17 protein-coding genes are annotated in these 17,032 nt (G+C 42.8%); 14 read left to right on the top strand and 3 right to left on the bottom strand.

Annotated features, from left to right (window positions below; genetic code table 11):
- Nucleotides 1-12: 12 nt before the first annotated feature.
- The gene (locus M8E35_RS00930; protein WP_252466830.1) at nucleotides 13-333 is read left to right on the top strand and encodes an AzlD domain-containing protein; all 321 of its coding nucleotides are present in this window, start codon (nucleotides 13-15) and stop codon (nucleotides 331-333) included.
- 88 nt (nucleotides 334-421) lie between these two features.
- Here M8E35_RS00930 and cls read toward each other — a convergent pair whose 3' ends face one another.
- Complete coding sequence (gene cls / locus M8E35_RS00925) at nucleotides 422-1,957, bottom strand: cardiolipin synthase (protein WP_252466829.1); 1,536 nt, start codon at nucleotides 1,955-1,957, stop codon at nucleotides 422-424.
- Between the two features lie 339 nt (nucleotides 1,958-2,296).
- Here cls and M8E35_RS00920 point away from each other — a divergent pair, with 339 nt between their 5' ends.
- From M8E35_RS00920 to M8E35_RS00910, 3 genes are all read left to right on the top strand, one after another.
- Nucleotides 2,297-2,761: a MarR family winged helix-turn-helix transcriptional regulator gene (locus tag M8E35_RS00920; protein WP_252466828.1), complete on the top strand. Its 465-nt coding sequence runs from the start codon at nucleotides 2,297-2,299 to the stop codon at nucleotides 2,759-2,761.
- A gap of 6 nt (nucleotides 2,762-2,767) precedes the next feature.
- A complete protein-coding gene (ftsH, locus tag M8E35_RS00915) occupies nucleotides 2,768-4,582 on the top strand; it encodes an ATP-dependent zinc metalloprotease FtsH (RefSeq protein WP_252466827.1) in 1,815 nt (604 codons plus the stop codon).
- A 336-nt stretch (nucleotides 4,583-4,918) separates the two neighbouring features.
- Nucleotides 4,919-5,914 carry a zinc dependent phospholipase C family protein gene (locus M8E35_RS00910; protein WP_252466826.1) on the top strand — a complete coding sequence of 332 codons (996 nt, stop codon included), beginning with the start codon at nucleotides 4,919-4,921 and terminating at the stop codon, nucleotides 5,912-5,914.
- Nucleotides 5,915-6,122: 208 nt separating this feature from the next.
- Here M8E35_RS00910 and M8E35_RS00905 read toward each other — a convergent pair whose 3' ends face one another.
- A complete protein-coding gene (locus tag M8E35_RS00905; RefSeq protein WP_252466825.1) occupies nucleotides 6,123-6,320 on the bottom strand; it encodes a hypothetical protein in 198 nt (65 codons plus the stop codon).
- Nucleotides 6,321-6,406: 86 nt separating this feature from the next.
- Here M8E35_RS00905 and M8E35_RS00900 point away from each other — a divergent pair, with 86 nt between their 5' ends.
- Complete coding sequence (locus M8E35_RS00900) at nucleotides 6,407-7,069, top strand: HAD hydrolase-like protein (RefSeq protein WP_252466824.1); 663 nt, start codon at nucleotides 6,407-6,409, stop codon at nucleotides 7,067-7,069.
- 10 nt (nucleotides 7,070-7,079) lie between these two features.
- Here the strand turns inward: M8E35_RS00900 and M8E35_RS00895 are convergent, their stop codons facing one another.
- Nucleotides 7,080-7,364 carry a hypothetical protein gene (locus tag M8E35_RS00895; RefSeq protein WP_252466823.1) on the bottom strand — a complete coding sequence of 95 codons (285 nt, stop codon included), beginning with the start codon at nucleotides 7,362-7,364 and terminating at the stop codon, nucleotides 7,080-7,082.
- Between the two features lie 81 nt (nucleotides 7,365-7,445).
- Here M8E35_RS00895 and M8E35_RS00890 point away from each other — a divergent pair, with 81 nt between their 5' ends.
- From M8E35_RS00890 to plsY, 9 genes are all read left to right on the top strand, one after another.
- A complete protein-coding gene (locus M8E35_RS00890) occupies nucleotides 7,446-8,171 on the top strand; it encodes a CPBP family intramembrane glutamic endopeptidase (protein ID WP_252466822.1) in 726 nt (241 codons plus the stop codon).
- A 15-nt stretch (nucleotides 8,172-8,186) separates the two neighbouring features.
- The gene (gene cmk, locus M8E35_RS00885) at nucleotides 8,187-8,864 is read left to right on the top strand and encodes a (d)CMP kinase (protein ID WP_252466821.1); all 678 of its coding nucleotides are present in this window, start codon (nucleotides 8,187-8,189) and stop codon (nucleotides 8,862-8,864) included.
- Between the two features lie 3 nt (nucleotides 8,865-8,867).
- Nucleotides 8,868-9,464, top strand: coding sequence for a lysophospholipid acyltransferase family protein (locus M8E35_RS00880; protein WP_252466820.1), 597 nt, complete (start codon nucleotides 8,868-8,870; stop codon nucleotides 9,462-9,464).
- 89 nt (nucleotides 9,465-9,553) lie between these two features.
- Entirely contained in the window at nucleotides 9,554-11,545 is a 1,992-nt protein-coding gene (locus tag M8E35_RS00875; RefSeq protein WP_252466819.1) for a bifunctional 4-hydroxy-3-methylbut-2-enyl diphosphate reductase/30S ribosomal protein S1, read from the top strand.
- A gap of 265 nt (nucleotides 11,546-11,810) precedes the next feature.
- Nucleotides 11,811-12,965, top strand: a complete 1,155-nt coding sequence (gene ftsW / locus M8E35_RS00870; protein WP_252466817.1) for a putative lipid II flippase FtsW — start codon at nucleotides 11,811-11,813, stop codon at nucleotides 12,963-12,965.
- A 50-nt stretch (nucleotides 12,966-13,015) separates the two neighbouring features.
- On the top strand, nucleotides 13,016-13,645 hold the full coding sequence (locus M8E35_RS00865) for a hypothetical protein (RefSeq protein ID WP_252466816.1): 630 nt from the start codon (nucleotides 13,016-13,018) through the stop codon (nucleotides 13,643-13,645).
- Nucleotides 13,646-13,759: 114 nt separating this feature from the next.
- On the top strand, nucleotides 13,760-15,091 hold the full coding sequence (locus M8E35_RS00860) for a DUF512 domain-containing protein (RefSeq protein ID WP_252466815.1): 1,332 nt from the start codon (nucleotides 13,760-13,762) through the stop codon (nucleotides 15,089-15,091).
- Nucleotides 15,084-16,415, top strand: a complete 1,332-nt coding sequence (gene der, locus M8E35_RS00855) for a ribosome biogenesis GTPase Der (RefSeq protein ID WP_252466814.1) — start codon at nucleotides 15,084-15,086, stop codon at nucleotides 16,413-16,415. The genes M8E35_RS00860 and der overlap by 8 nt, the downstream gene beginning before the upstream one ends.
- Nucleotides 16,416-16,418: 3 nt before the next feature.
- Entirely contained in the window at nucleotides 16,419-17,006 is a 588-nt protein-coding gene (plsY, locus tag M8E35_RS00850; RefSeq protein ID WP_252466813.1) for a glycerol-3-phosphate 1-O-acyltransferase PlsY, read from the top strand.
- The last annotated feature ends 26 nt before the right edge of the window (nucleotides 17,007-17,032 follow it).

The following is a 17,032-nucleotide window of genomic DNA, read 5'->3' as shown; positions in this document are numbered from 1 at the left end:
GGGAAGGTAGTCATGTCATTCCAACTGCTGGAAACTATTTTATTAATGACTATAGTCACATATGGTTCGCGTGTTTTGCCATTTCTTCTGTTTAAAGGGGAGAATATTAAAGGCTTTGCGCGAGATTTCATAGAGCTTGTTCCGATTGCCTTACTTGCTGCTTTAGTTGTTCCGGAGTTGGTGACTCCCAGCGGAACAATCGTCATAATGAATAATCCTTTTCTTTGGGCAGGGATTTTGACATTTCTTTTTTCCAGATTCGTACCAAATCTTTTTTTAGGAATCCTCTTTGGGATGGCCGTGTTCTGGGGATTGGATAAATTACTATTGTAAACTAAAAGTCATTCTCTAAGCAATTGGGGAAAATTCTATCTAAAGTTATAACCGTGCTGTTGTTTTGCAGCACGGTTATAACTTTTTTCTACATTAGCGGTGCGAAAACACGAAGAATAGAGCTGCTTAGCCGTTTATACCATTTAACAGCCAGACAGTCCTCCACTGTGACGGATTGGCATTGTTCCAAGGTCTTAAGAAAGTCCGCTGTAACTTCTAAAACGCTTTGTGTCTGATAGAGCCAGACACCGCACTCAAAATGCAGGTATAAACTGCGGTAGTCCAAATTTATTGTGCCAACAACTGCTAACTTGTCGTCTACTGCAAGAGTTTTAGCATGCAGAAAGCCGGGGGTGTACTCGTAGATTTTTACGCCGCTTTCCACAAGGGTATCATAGTTTGAACGGGTCACAGCATGGACATACCATTTGTCCGTGATATGTGGAGTAATGATTCGGACGTCCACATTTCGCTTAGCAGCGGAGCAGAGGGTGGTCATCATCATATTGTCGAGAATGAGGTAGGGTGAATTGATGTATACGTATCGCTCAGCTGTGCTGATAAGATTCAGATAAACGGTTTCTCCTAATGATTCATCATCTAAGGGGCTGTCACCAAAAGGCTGAACATATCCGTCAGAGACAAAAACTTTTTCAGGACTGGCGACAGGTCTATATTGCTCATAGTCCTCATCTGTTTTTTTCTGTTGACTCCAAAGAGATAGAAACATGACAGCGAAACTCCAAACAGCTTCCCCCTGAATGATGATAGCAGAGTCTTTCCAGTGCCCGTGTTTCACATAAGAATTAATATACTCATCTGCGAGATTGATGCCGCCAGTAAAGGCGGTATAGCCGTCGATGACTGCAATCTTGCGATGGTCACGGTTGTTCATGCGCGCCGACAGAATCGGGATAAAGGGATTGAACACACAGCATTTGATTCCCATTTTTTCAAGTTGTTTATCATAACGATAAGGCAAAGTGAAAAGACACCCGACATCATCGTATATCACTCGAACATCGACGCCCTGACTGGCTTTTTCTGCGAGAATATCCAATATGGAATTCCACATGAGGCCCTCTTCAATAATGAAGTATTCTAAAAAGATATATCGCTCAGCTTTTTTTAGTTCCTTTAATAAGCGGTCATACATTCTCTCGCCTGGTGTAAGATACTCCGAAATCGTGTTTTGATAGACTGGACAAAAGGAATAGTTTTCGATATAGCGTGACTGATTTGCTGCACTCAAATCGCGTGTTTGAATCTCCTTAATAACAGCCTCATTTTGGCCTAGCAGTTCAGTCATCTTTTCTTGAATGACACGCATTTTCCGTTTAGCTCGCTTGCTCAGTTTATTTTTTCCAAACATTAGGTAAAACAATCCGCCGAAAATCGGGAATAGCATAATAGGAACAATCCAGGCAATTTTATAGGCGGGATTGGTCTTCCCGCTTAATATCCTCAGTACGGCTACTACACTAAGCAATGTACAAAAGGCATAAAAATAAACAAAGTAGCTGCTAAATCTTAAAATGAACATCACTAAAGCAAATATTTGGATCAAGATAGGCAAACCAACTAAAAAGATCCTATTGAATAGAAGCTTTAATAACTTCTTCATACCCTTCACACCTCAAATTTCTAAAACATGCTCTCGTCTTAGGATACCGCTCTCTAACTCAGAGATCAACTGGGTTTTTTGATCAATTCCGAGACACCCACTTCTTCAAGTGGGTGTTCTTATTTTACTTCGGGGTAGACTCCCCACCGAAGTCTCGATGTTCAGCTTTAGCTGAACGAGTTCACTGACATTTACTGAATTGAGGCATCGGGGCGTGTGTTGTTGTAAGTAAACATAATCCAAGAGCACATAGACCCAGCTATTACTATTGACTAAATAAAGTATAACCTATATTATATATACTGTAAATATATTGTAGTGTATAAGTGGAGGCCGAAGATGAAAGGCATGGTATTTGAAAATGAAATATGGGACTTTTTACGAACTATCTCAGAGTGTATGGCAAACGCTTTCCGGCCTATTGTTGAGGAATATGGCTTAACAATAATGCAGACTCGCATTCTTGTTGAAATCAAGGAAGGGGGCCCTCACACGATAGGGAGCTTGGGCGCCATCATTGGAATCACGGGAGGGAATGCATCTTCCATGTTTAAGAAGCTTGAAAAGGCTGGCTTTTTAAGGCGCATTCGAAATCCTGAGGATGAGCGGTGTGTTCAATTAGCGCTTACAGAAGTTGGAGAAGAGACAATTAAAAAGATCGAGGATGTTCTTGAGCAAAAATACGGAGCTTTTCTTAAAAACAAGAACAAAGAAGAATTTCAAACTATCTTTGCATGTATGGAAAAAGTAAGTTCTTTTCTTATGGAAATGAGTAAATTTATACCAGATAAAACAATGGAGTGAAATATAATGGATGAAAAAAACCCCCCAAAAAAACCCTTGATTTATTATTCTTTAGTTGCAATGGTTATTCTTTTGTTACTGAATGCCTTGGTTTTCCCCGAGTTGATGAAGCAAAAGGTCACCCAAGTGGACTATGGAAACTTTTTAACACAAGTAGAAAAGGGATCTGTACTTGAAGTGGAAATTCAGGATAATCAGATTGGTTTTATTGCTAAAAATGAGTCGGGTGAGGAAATCGTATATGCCACAGGAGCGATGAATGATCCGGATCTGGTCAATAGACTTCATAATGCCGGTGTGAAATTTTCTCAGGTTATTCCCAAAGAAAATTCCCCGTTGATAAATTTTCTTTTGACATGGATTTTGCCCTTAATTTTGTTTATTGGAATTGGGCAATTGTTGGCAAGGCAGATGCAAAAACGGATGGGTGGCATGAATGCTATGACCTTCGGTAAAAGCAACGCTAAGATCTATGTTCAGGCACAGACCGGAAAAACCTTTGCCGATGTGGCAGGACAGAATGAATCGAAAGAAGCGCTTGCTGAGATTGTCGATTTTCTTCACAATCCAAAAAGGTATGCTGAAATTGGCGCAAACCTGCCCAAGGGAGCTTTGCTTGTAGGCCCTCCCGGGACGGGTAAAACTTTACTGGCAAAAGCAGTAGCCGGAGAAGCGAAGGTTCCCTTTTTCTCGATTTCAGGTTCAGAGTTTGTAGAAATGTTTGTGGGTATGGGTGCCGCAAAAGTGCGAGATTTATTTAAACAAGCCAACGAAAAAGCCCCTTGCATTATTTTCATTGACGAAATTGACACGATTGGTAAAAAACGGGGGAACGGCGGTTTCGGTGGAAACGATGAACGTGAACAGACCCTGAACCAGTTGCTTACTGAGATGGACGGTTTTGATGGTAAAAAAGGCGTCGTTATACTTGCCGCCACTAATCGTCCCGAAACTTTAGACAATGCCTTGCTTCGTCCAGGCAGATTTGACCGTCGAATCCCAGTGGAACTTCCTGATCTGGCAGGTCGGGAGGCAATTTTAAAGGTTCATGCTCAGACGATTAAGATGGATGAGACGATTGATTATAAGGCTATTGCACGAGCAACCTCAGGTGCTTCGGGCGCTGATCTGGCGAATATCATCAATGAAGGGGCACTGCGAGCAGTTAAATACGGCAGAACCCGTGTCAAACAAGAGGACTTAGAAGAATCTGTTGAAGTTGTTATTGCGGGTTACGAACGCAAGGGCGCTGTGATCTCTCACAAGGAAAAAGAGATTATTGCTTATCACGAGATAGGACATGCTCTAGTTGCAGCGAAGCAAACTGATTCTGCACCGGTGCATAAGATTACCATCATTCCAAGAACATCGGGCGCACTTGGCTACACCATGCAGGTGGAGGAAGGCGAGAGGGTACTGATGAACAAGGAAGAGGCTTTTAACAAGATTGCCACCTTTACAGGAGGCCGAGCAGCGGAAGAACTGATATTCGGTACCTTTACAACCGGGGCTTCCAACGACATTGAACAGGCCACTAAGATTGCGCGGTCAATGGTTACACGGTTCGGTATGAGTAAAAACTTTGATATGATGGCTTTAGAAACAGTGAATAACCCATATCTAGGCGGCGATACTTCCCTTTCTTGTTCTTCTCAAACGGCGGCCAAAATCGATGAGGAGGTTCTTGCTATCATTAAAAGTGCCCATGAAAAGGCAATCTCAATTCTAAAAGAGAATACTGATAAGTTGCATGAACTGGCTCGCTTTTTATTGAATAAGGAAACCATTACGGGTGATGAATTTATGGCGATACTGTCCTGATTTCGACGATAGTGAACTCGTTTAGCTAAAGCTGAACATCGACTCGGTGGGTGACTCTACGAAGCAAAATAAGGAACACCTATTATAGAAGTGAATGTGTTCTTGGAATTTGATAAAATGAAATAAAAAACCCACAGAAGAAACAAAAACTTTTGTGGGTTTTTAGCACTCGTTAGGGGTAGGTGAATGAAGATTACCAATGTTTCTTTGGAAGAAATACCTTGTTACATGTTACAATTGATTGAGGTTTTAAAGCTTTATACGCGGAGAGCGGAATAAATGTAAGTGTAACTGCAAAGATTGGTAATTATTAATCTGATAAGTGGAGGGATAGTTGTGCCAAAGGAATTAACACACTGGCATATCGCTCGTGAAGCTTTGCAAAGGGGGGCCCCGATAGAGGTGGGAGAGATCATTGCGAGTAATCCTGCACTTTATTATATTGGTGCCATAGCCCATGATATTCCCTTTTATGATTTGTCCGAGCCGTCTGAAGTGAGCATTGAACGTATTGCAAACCAGTTGCATGGCGCAGCTGGGGAGAATACTTTGGCCCCGCTTAGCGAAATCATGGAGAGGGCACTTAGGCAAACTAATAAACAAGGCTCTTTTGCCTTTCTGCTGGGCATGTTGACACATTATGTTGCGGATAGTATGTTCCATCCCATGGTTTATTATATGAGTGGAAACTATTTCGCGGATGATTTAGAAGAACGGAGTAAGGCCGTCTTTAGGCATCGTCTGTTGGAAACAGCCATCGACCTTTGGTTACAGACGATTGAGCCAATGGAGTATCCAGTAGATCTAAATCATTTGTGGCGTGAAGCGGGCGAACCTGGACGGCAAGCCCTGAAGCTCCTTGCAACACACTATACTTATCAGGGCGATAAGAGCATACTAATTAATTTTATGAAGGCGTGGCGAAATCATCGCTTTCTGCAAACTGCTTTTAGTTGGTCAATCCCTTGGCGGGCGTTAACTATTTATCGTCGTTATGGGCATCCAAAGGCAGAAAAACTAGAAGCTTTGTTCTACTCACAGCCCTTGGACTTATCATTCTTTGGAGAATCCTTAAGTTGGTTGCATCCCGTTAGTGGAGAGTCAAATGAGATGAGCTTAAAACAGCTCTATGATTTGAGTGTTAATAAGGTGATAATTTTATTTGATCAGTTAGCCAAGCACCCTATAGAAAAATGGCATCTCCACCTGCGTGAGCTTCCGCCATTATCCTTAGACAGCGGACTCCCATACGTACCAGTAGCGCAGATGAAATTTTTCCGGACTGAGCCCATTGAACATCATTTACGGTCTGATATTAAAACGCCTAATTAATGGATTTTTTCTTGATTATATTTAAAATAATATCGACTTGAAATCCTTTGAGTATAACTTGCAGGAGAAGAGTTATTGACCGAATACCGTTTATTGGTATGATATAAGTAGAAAACTCCAAGATAAATCTCGGAGTTTCCGTTAGCTTGATGTAGTGAAGTGTTATGCTGGATTTAAGTTTCAAATGGAATAAGGAATACAAATTTAGTTATTGAGGATAGGTATTGGTGGGCGTGGGATCGTCCATCATATCCATCTCATCGTCGTCATCCTCATAGCATCCACATCCTCGAGATACAATCGTGAAACCATACCTTTCAGATTTTCGTCCGAGCAAAAAGGCGACAATAAGACTAAGCAAAAAAAACATCCCATTGGTATGATAGTGTTTTTGATGAAAAAACATTTTAAATCCCTCCTTTTGATTATAATTGCCGCTATAGGTTAGATTCATCCGAGGAAATATTGGGAAATAGAGTTGGAGGATTGTACATGCGTTACGATATTTTGTTGTGGGATTTGGATGGAACTTTGACAGATTCTAAAGAAGGAATTACTCGCTCAGTTAAATATGCTCTAAGTCGGTTAGATTATTCTATCCCTGAAGCGGATGATCTCGATTGGATCATTGGACCACCATTAAAAGAGAGCTTTAAGACTTTGCTTCAAACCACGGATGAAGCTTTATTGAACCAAGCGATCATAATTTATCGGGAGCGTTTTCGAGAAATAGGGCTCTATGAAAATATAGTTTATCCGGGAATTCCTGAATTATTGTTTAAATTAAAGGAAAAGGGTTGCAAGCATTTGTTGGCGACATCAAAGCCTAGGGTCTTTGCAGAGAAAATTCTTCAACATTTTTTACTCGAAGAGTATTTTGATGTTATTATGGGAAGTGAGTTAAATGGTCGATTTGCAGAGAAGGAAACAGTCATTGAAGAAGTTTTAAAAAGGGTACCTGGGAGTTCAGTGTCTAAAACTGTGATGATAGGAGATCGGAAATATGATGTTCATGGAGCCAGGGCTAACCAAATAGATGTTATAGCTGTAGGATATGGGTATGGGACGGTTGATGAACTTCAAGCTGCAAATCCAGATTTTATTGTTCCAAGTGTCGAGGGCTTAGGTAAGTTACTACTCAATGATCTTGTATAAATTTGACGATTTACATATCCTTCCCGCCATCCGTGGACTCCAGGGACACTTGGCCGTCCATGGCCTGCGGATACCGGACTGCGGCGTCTAGATAGACATAATTTTCGTCTCTTTCTTGTCGTACCATTCCTACTATACCATTGTCTTTTGCTTTTTCTAGGTATTGGTGAACCACAAACTGATAAGCACGCTCATCCCAAGGATCTAAAAAATCAGTTACTGTATTGAAATAGGATTCTATGGGAATTTTAAGATGATGGTGATATATTTGTAAGGTTATATCCGATGATTTCATAAAAGTTCCTCCTTTTAGTTTAGTCTGGGAAAAAAACGGGAGAAATATGTGTCTACTCTAATGGAAGAAGGAGAGTGAGTAATGGAAAAAACTGATATGAATTTAGATAACATTGAGCTTCCGCCTAGAGGTCGAAGATTGAATTGGGTAGATCTGGCTTTGGTTTTAGGCGGGGTCGTGGGCATATATATAATCTTGTCTTTTGGAACGTTCTGGTTACTGGAGCAGTGGCCCCATGAACGTGTTTTAATGTATCTGAATGCTTTTATGACTCAGGTGTCATTTGCCCTTTTGATCTGGACACTAAAAAAAGCCCGTCATTGGACCTGGGCAGATTTTGGTTGGCAGGGTGTACCAGTCAGAATGATCATCTCGAGGGTCTTAGGATTATACGCACTGACTTGGGTTGTAAATATATGTTATGCTATAGCTCTTTTTAACTATGGCTTTACTCCTCCGGAAACAGATGTCTACTCCAAGCTGTTAGGACAGGTTTCCTGGTATACCTTGATTCTTAATTTGCTCTTAGCAGGTGTCTTAGCTCCCATTGTGGAAGAAACACTATTTAGGGGAGTTATCTTTGGAAGCTTACAAGCGTACTTTGGAAAGTGGACGGCAGCAGTAATTAGTGCTGCGATTTTTTCCGCTCTTCACTTCCAGGCCTATGGATTTCTTCCACGCTTTGTTTTAGGCATGATTCTTGTATATCTTTATGATAAATACAAATCTCTCTATCCTTCGATGGGACTGCACGCGTTGAATAACATAGTTGCTACCCTAATCGCGGCTAGTGTATTGATTGAATAAAAAGGAGCAGACGGGATGAAGAGAAGGCAACAACAGGCATTGCAAATTGCGATTGATGGCCCTGCCGGTGCGGGGAAAAGTACAATTGCCAAGATCGCAGCTAAACAATTGGGACTTTTTTATGTAGATACCGGGGCGATGTATCGAGTAATCACTTATAAAGCTCTTAAAAATAGAGCCCCGATAGACGATGAATCTATGGTAAGCCAAATTGCTAAAAGTACAGAGGTTGTTTTTGATCATTCGGATAAAAGGATTGTTTGGTGTGACGGAGAGGATGTTACTCAGGAAATTCGTTGCCCCGAAGTATCACGTGCTGTTTCTGTCGTGGCGGCCTATCCTGGGGTCAGAGAACGTTTAGTGGAACTTCAACGCATGGAAGCTGAACGCGGTGGCGTAGTTATGGATGGTCGTGATATTGGTACTTATGTTTTGCCAGAAGCAGATTTTAAAATTTTTTTAACAGCAACTCCTGAAGAGAGGGCAAGGCGTCGGTGGATGGAACTCCAGAAGTCGGGAAAAGATGTGACGTACCAAGAAGTTGCCATAGATATGGCTGAACGTGACCGCCTTGATACAGAGCGAGTAGTTTCTCCGCTAAAGCCTGCCAAGGATGCGATCATCCTTGATACGACGGGGTTATGTATAGAAGAGTTAGTTTCAAGGATTCTAGCGTTAGTGCAGGGGGGTTGAGCAATGACGTTATATAGTTTTGCCAAGAGGATGTTTCGACTGCAATTTCGGTTAATGGGCTGGAAAGTGCAAGGTGCGGACAATATGCCGAATGAAGGACCCGTTATTTTGGCAATCAACCATGTTAGTATGTGGGATCCTGTTGTTGCTGCCTGCAGTATTCCTCGTAAGGCCTCCTTTATGGCTAAGGAAGAATTATTTTCCATACCTATTTTAGGGACTATTTTCTCTAAGCTGGGTGCTTTTCCTGTAAAACGAGGGCAAGGGGATATGAATGCTATTCGTCAATCTTTGACAATCTTAAAAGGAGGAGGCGTGTTAGGACTTTTTCCGGAAGGAACACGATCAAAGACTGGAGAGATTCAGAAGGGTATGCCGGGAATGGTCCTCTTAATGGAAAAAAGCCAAGCGTCTGTTGTCCCTGTAAAGGTGAGCGGAACTCGCCACATGTTTACAAAAGGTTGGGGGAAAATTACTGTTGTTATCGGGAAACCGTTGACTCCCCAGATTTTGAAAGCTCCGGAAGGCGTGGAAAATCGTCGAGAATGGATTGCCGAGAAAATAATGCAGGCCATGATAGAATTGCCTGAGGCAAAGTAGATCTGTACGATCAAAACTGCCTCACTTAGCAGGATTTTTGGTGGGTAATAGAGAATTAGTTCTTTACAATTTTTAGGGAGGTTCTTGGTTTGAAAGTCAAACGCGCAACTAAGGCTGGATTTTGTTTTGGCGTAAAGCGCGCCCTTGAAATGGCTGAACGGACAGCGGAAACCTCGCATGCTGTATCACTTGGACCGCTCATTCACAACCAACAGGTTGTAAAACGCTTATCAGAACGGGGTATTCAGGTTGTTGAGGATTTGGACGAGCTAACAAGCCAACAAGCCTTGATTATAAGGTCCCATGGTGTGGCACCCAGTGTTTATCAAGGGGCTGAAAGCAAGGGGGTCCAAGTGGTCGATGCCACGTGTCCTTTTGTTCAGAAAGCCCAACGATTGGCTGCTGAGTCTGCTCAGATGGGGCAACAAGTTATTGTCATGGGAGATAAACTTCATCCTGAGGTACAGGGAATCCTAGGCTGGGCCGGGGAAGAGGCAATACCTATTCAGACGGTCGAGGAAGCTAAAGAGCTTCCGTTTTACCCTCATCTGGCAGTTTTAGCTCAAACAACTCAACTGGCAGAGAATTTTGCAGGGATTGTCGCTGAACTTAAAAATCATACTGACGATTTGATCGTCCATAATACAATCTGTAATGCCACGGCAGAACGTCAAAAAGTTGCCCGAGAATTAGCCGAAGCGGTTGATGTTATGGTGGTCGTCGGTGGACGAAATAGCGCTAATACCCGAAAACTGGCGAGCATCTGTGCAGAACGCACAAAAACATACCTGATTGAAACTGCGGATGAATTAGAAAATGTTTGGTTTGAGGATGCTAATAATGCGGGCTTGACTGCAGGGGCTTCTACCCCAGATTGGATAATCGAGGAGGTTTTCAAGAAAATGTCAGAAATGAATGAGCAAGAAATGGAAATGTCGAGTTGGATCGATAATTGTCCAGAGCTCCATCCCGGCACGAGGGTTACCGGTACGGTGGTGAAAATTACAAGAGAAGAAGTTTTTGTTGATATTGGATGGAAATGTGAGGGAGTCATTCCGCTTGGCGAGCTGTCAGTGGCAAGGAAAACCCGCCCTGAGGAAGCGGTGGCGATTGGAGATCAAATCAGCGCTGTGGTTATTCGTGTGGAAAATGAGGAAGGTCATACAGTCCTGTCTAAACGAAAAGCGGATGAAGAAGGGGCTAAGGATCACTTAGAGAAAATTGCAGAAAGTAAGGAAGAGATTCAGGCAGAAGTCGTTGAGGTCGTAAAGGGTGGTTTAGTAGTAGATGTAGGGTTGCGCGGTTTTGTTCCCGCATCCCAAATTCAACTGGGATATGTCGAAGACCTCAATCAATTCATGGGTCAGACTCTTCGCTTACGTATGATTGATTATGATCCATCAAAGCGTAAAGTGGTTCTTTCACAAAAGGTAATTCTAGAAGAAGAGCGAGGGGTTAAGCGCACACAGTTGCTTGAATCCCTTAAAGAGGGGGACGTAGTGAGCGGGACGGTCAAAAGGATGGCTGACTTCGGTGTGTTCGTTGATATCGGTGGGATTGATGGACTGCTTCATATTTCTGACTTAGCCTATACTCGAATTAAGCATCCTTCGGACATGCTTAAGATTGGGGATGAAGTGGAAGTCCAAGTTCTGAAGCTTGAACAACAAACCGGGAAAGTGTCCTTAGGGCTAAAACAACTTAAAGAAAGTCCTTGGCTACAGGCGGCTAAAAACTATCCTGTTGGATCTACAGTTAATGGCAAAGTTGTGCGTATTACTCCCTTCGGAGCATTTGTGGGGCTTGGAGACGGCGTGGATGGGTTAGTTCATATTTCTCAATTAGCTGATCATCATGTTAATAAAGTAGAAGATGTGGTTAAAGTTGGGGATATGGTGTCTGCTAAGGTCATGGACTGTAAGCCGGAGGAAAAGCGAATTAGTCTGAGTATTCGCGAGGGGATCACAGACGCTGCTAAGGAAAATGATCAACAAGCTTTAGATTTACAATCCGAAATCAGACCATTTACGATTGGTGATGCAATAGGAAAAGAACTTCAAACAGAAAACCAAGATTCTTAATTAATTAGCACTTGCTGTTACGGCAATCTCTATAAACGGCTTCAAGCCATCCTTGGTGATGCTCTATCCTCGAACATCTTTGTTCGAGTCGTGGCTATGCTCGCATCAACCTTTTTGTTTGAGATGGCCACTGCATCGGTGCATTTAAAAATGACTTCCTGTTTCTTGACACAGGAAGTCATTTTACTGGCATATCTGGAGGAAGTGTCTTTGTTGATATAAGATTGTGCTGACCTGGATTAAGTTTAGAAGGAAGGAGATTCAGATGGCTAAACGACAATCGAAGTTGCCTATCGATTTTCCAATATTATATCTTACACTGGCAATTTTGGCCTTTGGCTTAATTATGGTATTAAGTGCTGGGGCGGTGCGCGGTTTCAATGCAACTGAGAACTCATATCACTATTTTTCTCAGCAAATGAAGTGGACCCTCGTCGGCTCTGTTTTTGCCTTAATAGCTATAAAGATCCCGTATGGGTTTCTGCGGCGCTTCGCTGGGATTGGGGTTTTGGTTAGTATGGTTTTGCTCATTGCAATTCTTTTTACGGATGCAGGCATAGAAGCTGGCGGTTCGGCCCGTTGGATCTCAATTGCGGGAATCACAATCCAACCTTCAGAAATTGCAAAACTCGCGATGGTTCTTTTTTATGCACATATCCTTGATCGCTATCCGATCCTACGAGGGCGTGATTGGCGTATTCCATTGGGCATCCTCATACCCACCACTGTCCTTATCTTGGGTCTCGTTTATAAACAGCCGGATTTAGGGACAACCATGGTTATTGCTCTAACCTGCGCAGTGATGCTCTTACAGACGGAACTGCCGACAGGCTGGTTCGTTGCGGCGGTGCCGACCTTGGGACTGCCACTCCTATACTTCATCTATAATACGAAGTATCAATGGGAACGGATTTTGGTTTGGTTAGACCCTTGGAAAGATGCGATGAATAAAGGATATCAAATTACAAATGCCGAGATTGCCTTTGGCTCAGGGGGTTTGTTTGGAGTTGGGTTAGGACGAAGTTTGCAAAAGTATGGTTTTTTACCCGAAAATCATACAGACACCATCTTTGCTATCGTTGGCGAAGAATTAGGGTTAATAGGTACGATGTTCTTATTATTTCTCTTTGTTGCCTTATATGCTCGGGCTTATCATGTTATAAGTGAATGCCCTGATCGTTTTGGCAGGTTATTAGGCTATGGAATAACATCCTCTTTGGCGATCCAGACAACCATCAACTTAGCAGTTGTTACCGGCGTGTTACCGGTAACCGGGATTACGTTGCCTCTGATTTCTTATGGCGGTGCCTCTCTCGTGATAACTTTGGTAAAACTTGGTCTAATCTTAAACCTCTCTAGATATCGAAAAATTGTTACCAAGGGGTCACTTGAAAAGAACCTCTCTAATATTTCTGTGTAAACCCTCTCTAAACGGGAATAATATGAAAAGGAACGTTTAGGAGGGGTAATATGCTTTTTCCTTATGGAGAATGGATAATTCTGTTCTTAACACTTTTAACTTGGGCAGAGAAAAAAGCCTCTCGACGATTTTTTCTCTTGTTGACAATTGCCTGGCTTATAGGAAAATGGACTGAGATATCCCTTGCTGTCACTATGCCTTGGCACTGGCATTTTTCACGTCTTGCGGTTATGTTGGTGTTTTGGGTTTGGTCAATGCGACAAGCTGAACGCTGGCTTTTGCCGCTGTTTTTCACCAGTTTAATTGTTGGCGTAGAGACTCTGTTTTTCGTTAATGAACCAGGAGTATTTCCCTATGGAGAGTGGTTTTTTGCGATTGCGCTGGTTTTAGTAGCATGGTTGAGTGCTAAATCCTTTTGGGGAACAGCCGCTGCTTTAACTGGAAGTGCGCTTTTGAACCAAGCCTTTGTCCGTTTTACCTACGACGGTATTATAAGGTATATTGGCTTGCCTAATGAATTTACTTGGAATTTTGGAGTGGGACTATTTAGTGCTTGGGTAGCCTTAGCTCTAGGGTGGCAGTATTATACTGAGAGGGAGGTGCGTAGAGCGGAAGCTGATCAAATACCGTCAAAAAGCTCTGGAATCTATGAACCCTCGGAGGAGAGTAAGCTTCGATAGCAGAACTCTCACATGTTCAGCTATAGCTGAACGTGTTCACTTGTAGTATACTTGTAAACGATTAAGGCTGAGATGATAGGCTCTTGATCTGAAATGTCAGGAGGATGAAACGTTTTGCCTAAAGGGCTTGTAGTCGCAGCGGTCCATTCAGGGAGTATCGCTGAAGAAATGGAAATTGAGGTCGGAGATCGTGTTCTGGCCGTAAACGAAGAAGAACTTAATGATATTATTGACTTTCAATTTGGCATCTCGGAAGAGGAATTCATGTTGCTTATTGAAAAGGAAGATGGTGAACTTTGGGAGCTTGATATTGAGAAGGGACCAGGGGAGTTCTTGGGATTAGAGGTTGAGACAGTAAGTGCCGAGGGTCTAAAAAAATGCGTTAATAATTGTTCCTTTTGTTTCGTAGCTCAAATGCCTAAAGGAATGCGCCCTTCTCTTTATGATAAAGATGATGATTATCGCTTATCCCTTACTCAAGGAAGTTTTATAACCTTATCGAATTTAAGTGAGGAAGACTTATCTAGAATTACATCTTTACATTTGACTCCGATGTATGTTTCAGTTCATGCTTGGAACCCAGCAGTGCGAACTAAACTCATGAAAAATCCGCATGCGGGAAAACTGCCTGAGCAATTTAAACGCTTTGCGGAGGCTGGAATCGCAGTACATACTCAGATTGTCTTGATTCCTGAACACAACGATGGGGACGTGTTGAAAGAAACCATTGAACGGTTAGCCGAGCTTTATCCGTCGGTGCAATCAATTGCAGTTGTACCCGTGGGATTGACTCGCTATCGTGAAAAGCTTACCTCGTTGCGAGGCTTTTCAGCTGATGAAGCACGTCAAATTCTGGATCAAGCCGAGAAGTGGCAGAAGGACTTCTTTACCCAGACAGGTCGGCACCTCGTGTACTTTTCAGATGAATTTTATGTGCTGGCCGGGAGAGAATTTCCAGAGTCAGCGGTATACGATGACTTTCCACAATTAGAAAACGGCGTAGGTATGGCTCGAAAATTTATCACAGAGATTGAAGCCGGTTGGAACTTGCTTCCGCATGAGGTCTCAAAACGCTGTGTGCACCTTATAACCGGAACAGCAGCCCATGACCTTTTTGAATTTTGGAATAATCGTTTGATGGATCGAATCAGTGGCTTAACACTGACGATGCATGTGATACAAAATGATTTTTTTGGCTTATCGGTGACTGCTGCAGGACTACTGACCGCCCGGGATATCGCCCGGCAATTAGGAGATCTGCAAGGTGAAGAGTTTCTTATTCCGCGTACAATGCTCAAAGCGGATGAAGATATCTTTCTTGATGATATGAGTGTGGAATGGTTAGAACAGAAGGTTAATGGCAAGGCAAGGATTGTTGAGAACGATGGACTTGCATTTTTAGAAAATGTGATTGGATATTCATTGGAGGTGGAACGCTTTGAGTAAACCTGTTGTAGCTATAGTGGGTCGGCCAAATGTAGGAAAATCTACATTGTTCAACCGCATTACGGGCGGACTGGTAGCTATTGTTGAAAATATGCCGGGAGTAACAAGGGACCGCCTTTATCGCGATGCGGAATGGCTGGGGCGAAAGTTTGCTTTAATTGATACGGGGGGCATCGAATTTAAAGATGAGGGGACACCGATTTCTTCACAGATGAGAAGACAGGCAGAAATTGCCATGGAGGAAGCGGATGTCGTGATATTCGTTGTAGATTCCCAAATTTCTCCTACGCCAGATGATGATTTAATTGCCCGGACGTTACGTCGCTCGGGTAAACCAATCTTGCTTGCTGCGAATAAAGTGGAAGATTTTGCTAAGGCAGAAGGTCAGTTATATGACTTCTTAAGTTTAGGGTTGGGTGAAGCAATTCCGATTTCTGCGGTTCATGGCATGAATACGGGCGACCTGCTTGACTCAGTGATTTCAAACTTTCCCGAGGATGATGAGGAAGAATACGATCCGGACGTCATTCGCATTTCTGTTATTGGACGTCCAAATGTCGGAAAATCTTCTTTGGTCAACATGATGCTGGGAAAAGAGCGCGTCATTGTCAGTAATGTTCCGGGAACCACCCGGGATGCGATAGACACTCCTTTTGAACACGAAGGCAAACATTATATACTTATTGATACGGCTGGAATGCGGCGTAAATCACGCATAGACGAACTAACAGAGCAATATAGTGTAGTACGTTCTCTTCGTGCAGTTGATCGCTCAGATGCAATTTTAATGCTTATAGATGCCATAGATGGGGTTACAGAGCAAGATAAAAAGATTGCCGGCTATGCAGATGAGGCGGGTAAAGCCATTATTCTAGTCGTCAACAAATGGGACCTCGTTGAAAAGGATGAAAAGACGATCAACAGATTTGAAAAGACGATACGCGAAGAATTAGGGTTTATGCAATATGCGCCGACCATGTTTATCTCTGCTAAAACCGGACAACGGGTTAATAAAATTCTGGAGCTTGTGGATTTCGTGGTCGAGCAAAATTCAACTCGTGTAACTACTGCGACTTTGAACACCTTACTGAGAGAATGGATTCATTCTAATCCGCCTCCGTCAGATAAGGGACGACGCTTAAAGGTGAGGTACCTGACTCAAGTGGGAGTTAAGCCGCCGACGTTTGTTTTCTTTGTTAATGATCCGGAACTTATGCACTTTTCCTATAAACGATATTTGGAGAATCAAATGCGAAAGCACTTTGGATTTGAGGGTACACCGATCCGAATTGTAATTCGACAAAAAGATGAAGAGAAGGAGTAGGCCATGTCGCGTTACCTTATTTATATCTTGGCGTATTGCTTGGGTGCCATTCCTTTTGCCTATTTAGCGGGCTTGTTTAAAGGGATTGACGTACGTCAGCATGGTAGCGGAAATATCGGCACAACAAATGCCTTTCGCCTTCTAGGAGTGAAACTGGGAATCATGGTGCTCTTAGGAGATTTTATGAAAGGGGCATTGTCTGCCTACCTCGGTCTATGGGCTTTTGGGCCCTGGGGAGGTATTATTGGCGGGTTATTAGCAATGGCAAGTCATAGCTGGAATCCTTTTTTTGGCTTTCGGCCCAGTGGGAAAGGCGTGGCAGCCGGGTTCGGAATCATTACCGTTTTGATGTGGAAAGTCACATTAATAGCAATCTCCGTGTTTATACTGGTAGTATGGTTGACACGTTATGTTTCTATGGGTTCGGTTACGGGTGCTCTCACGGTTCTAATCATGGTCTTTGTTTTTCCAGAACCGTTTGAATATCGGGTTTTTGCGGTGGTCGCTGTCTTGGCAGTACTAGTTCTTCATCGGGCTAATATTCAACGTGTTCTGAATGGAACAGAACATCGATTTGGGGATAAAAAATAAGCGGAGACCGAGGTCCGAAGAAGTCC

This window comes from Desulfosporosinus nitroreducens (assembly GCF_023897015.1).
Classification (GTDB): domain Bacteria; phylum Bacillota; class Desulfitobacteriia; order Desulfitobacteriales; family Desulfitobacteriaceae; genus Desulfosporosinus; species Desulfosporosinus nitroreducens.
This window is presented reverse-complemented; position numbering and strand designations above follow the sequence as displayed.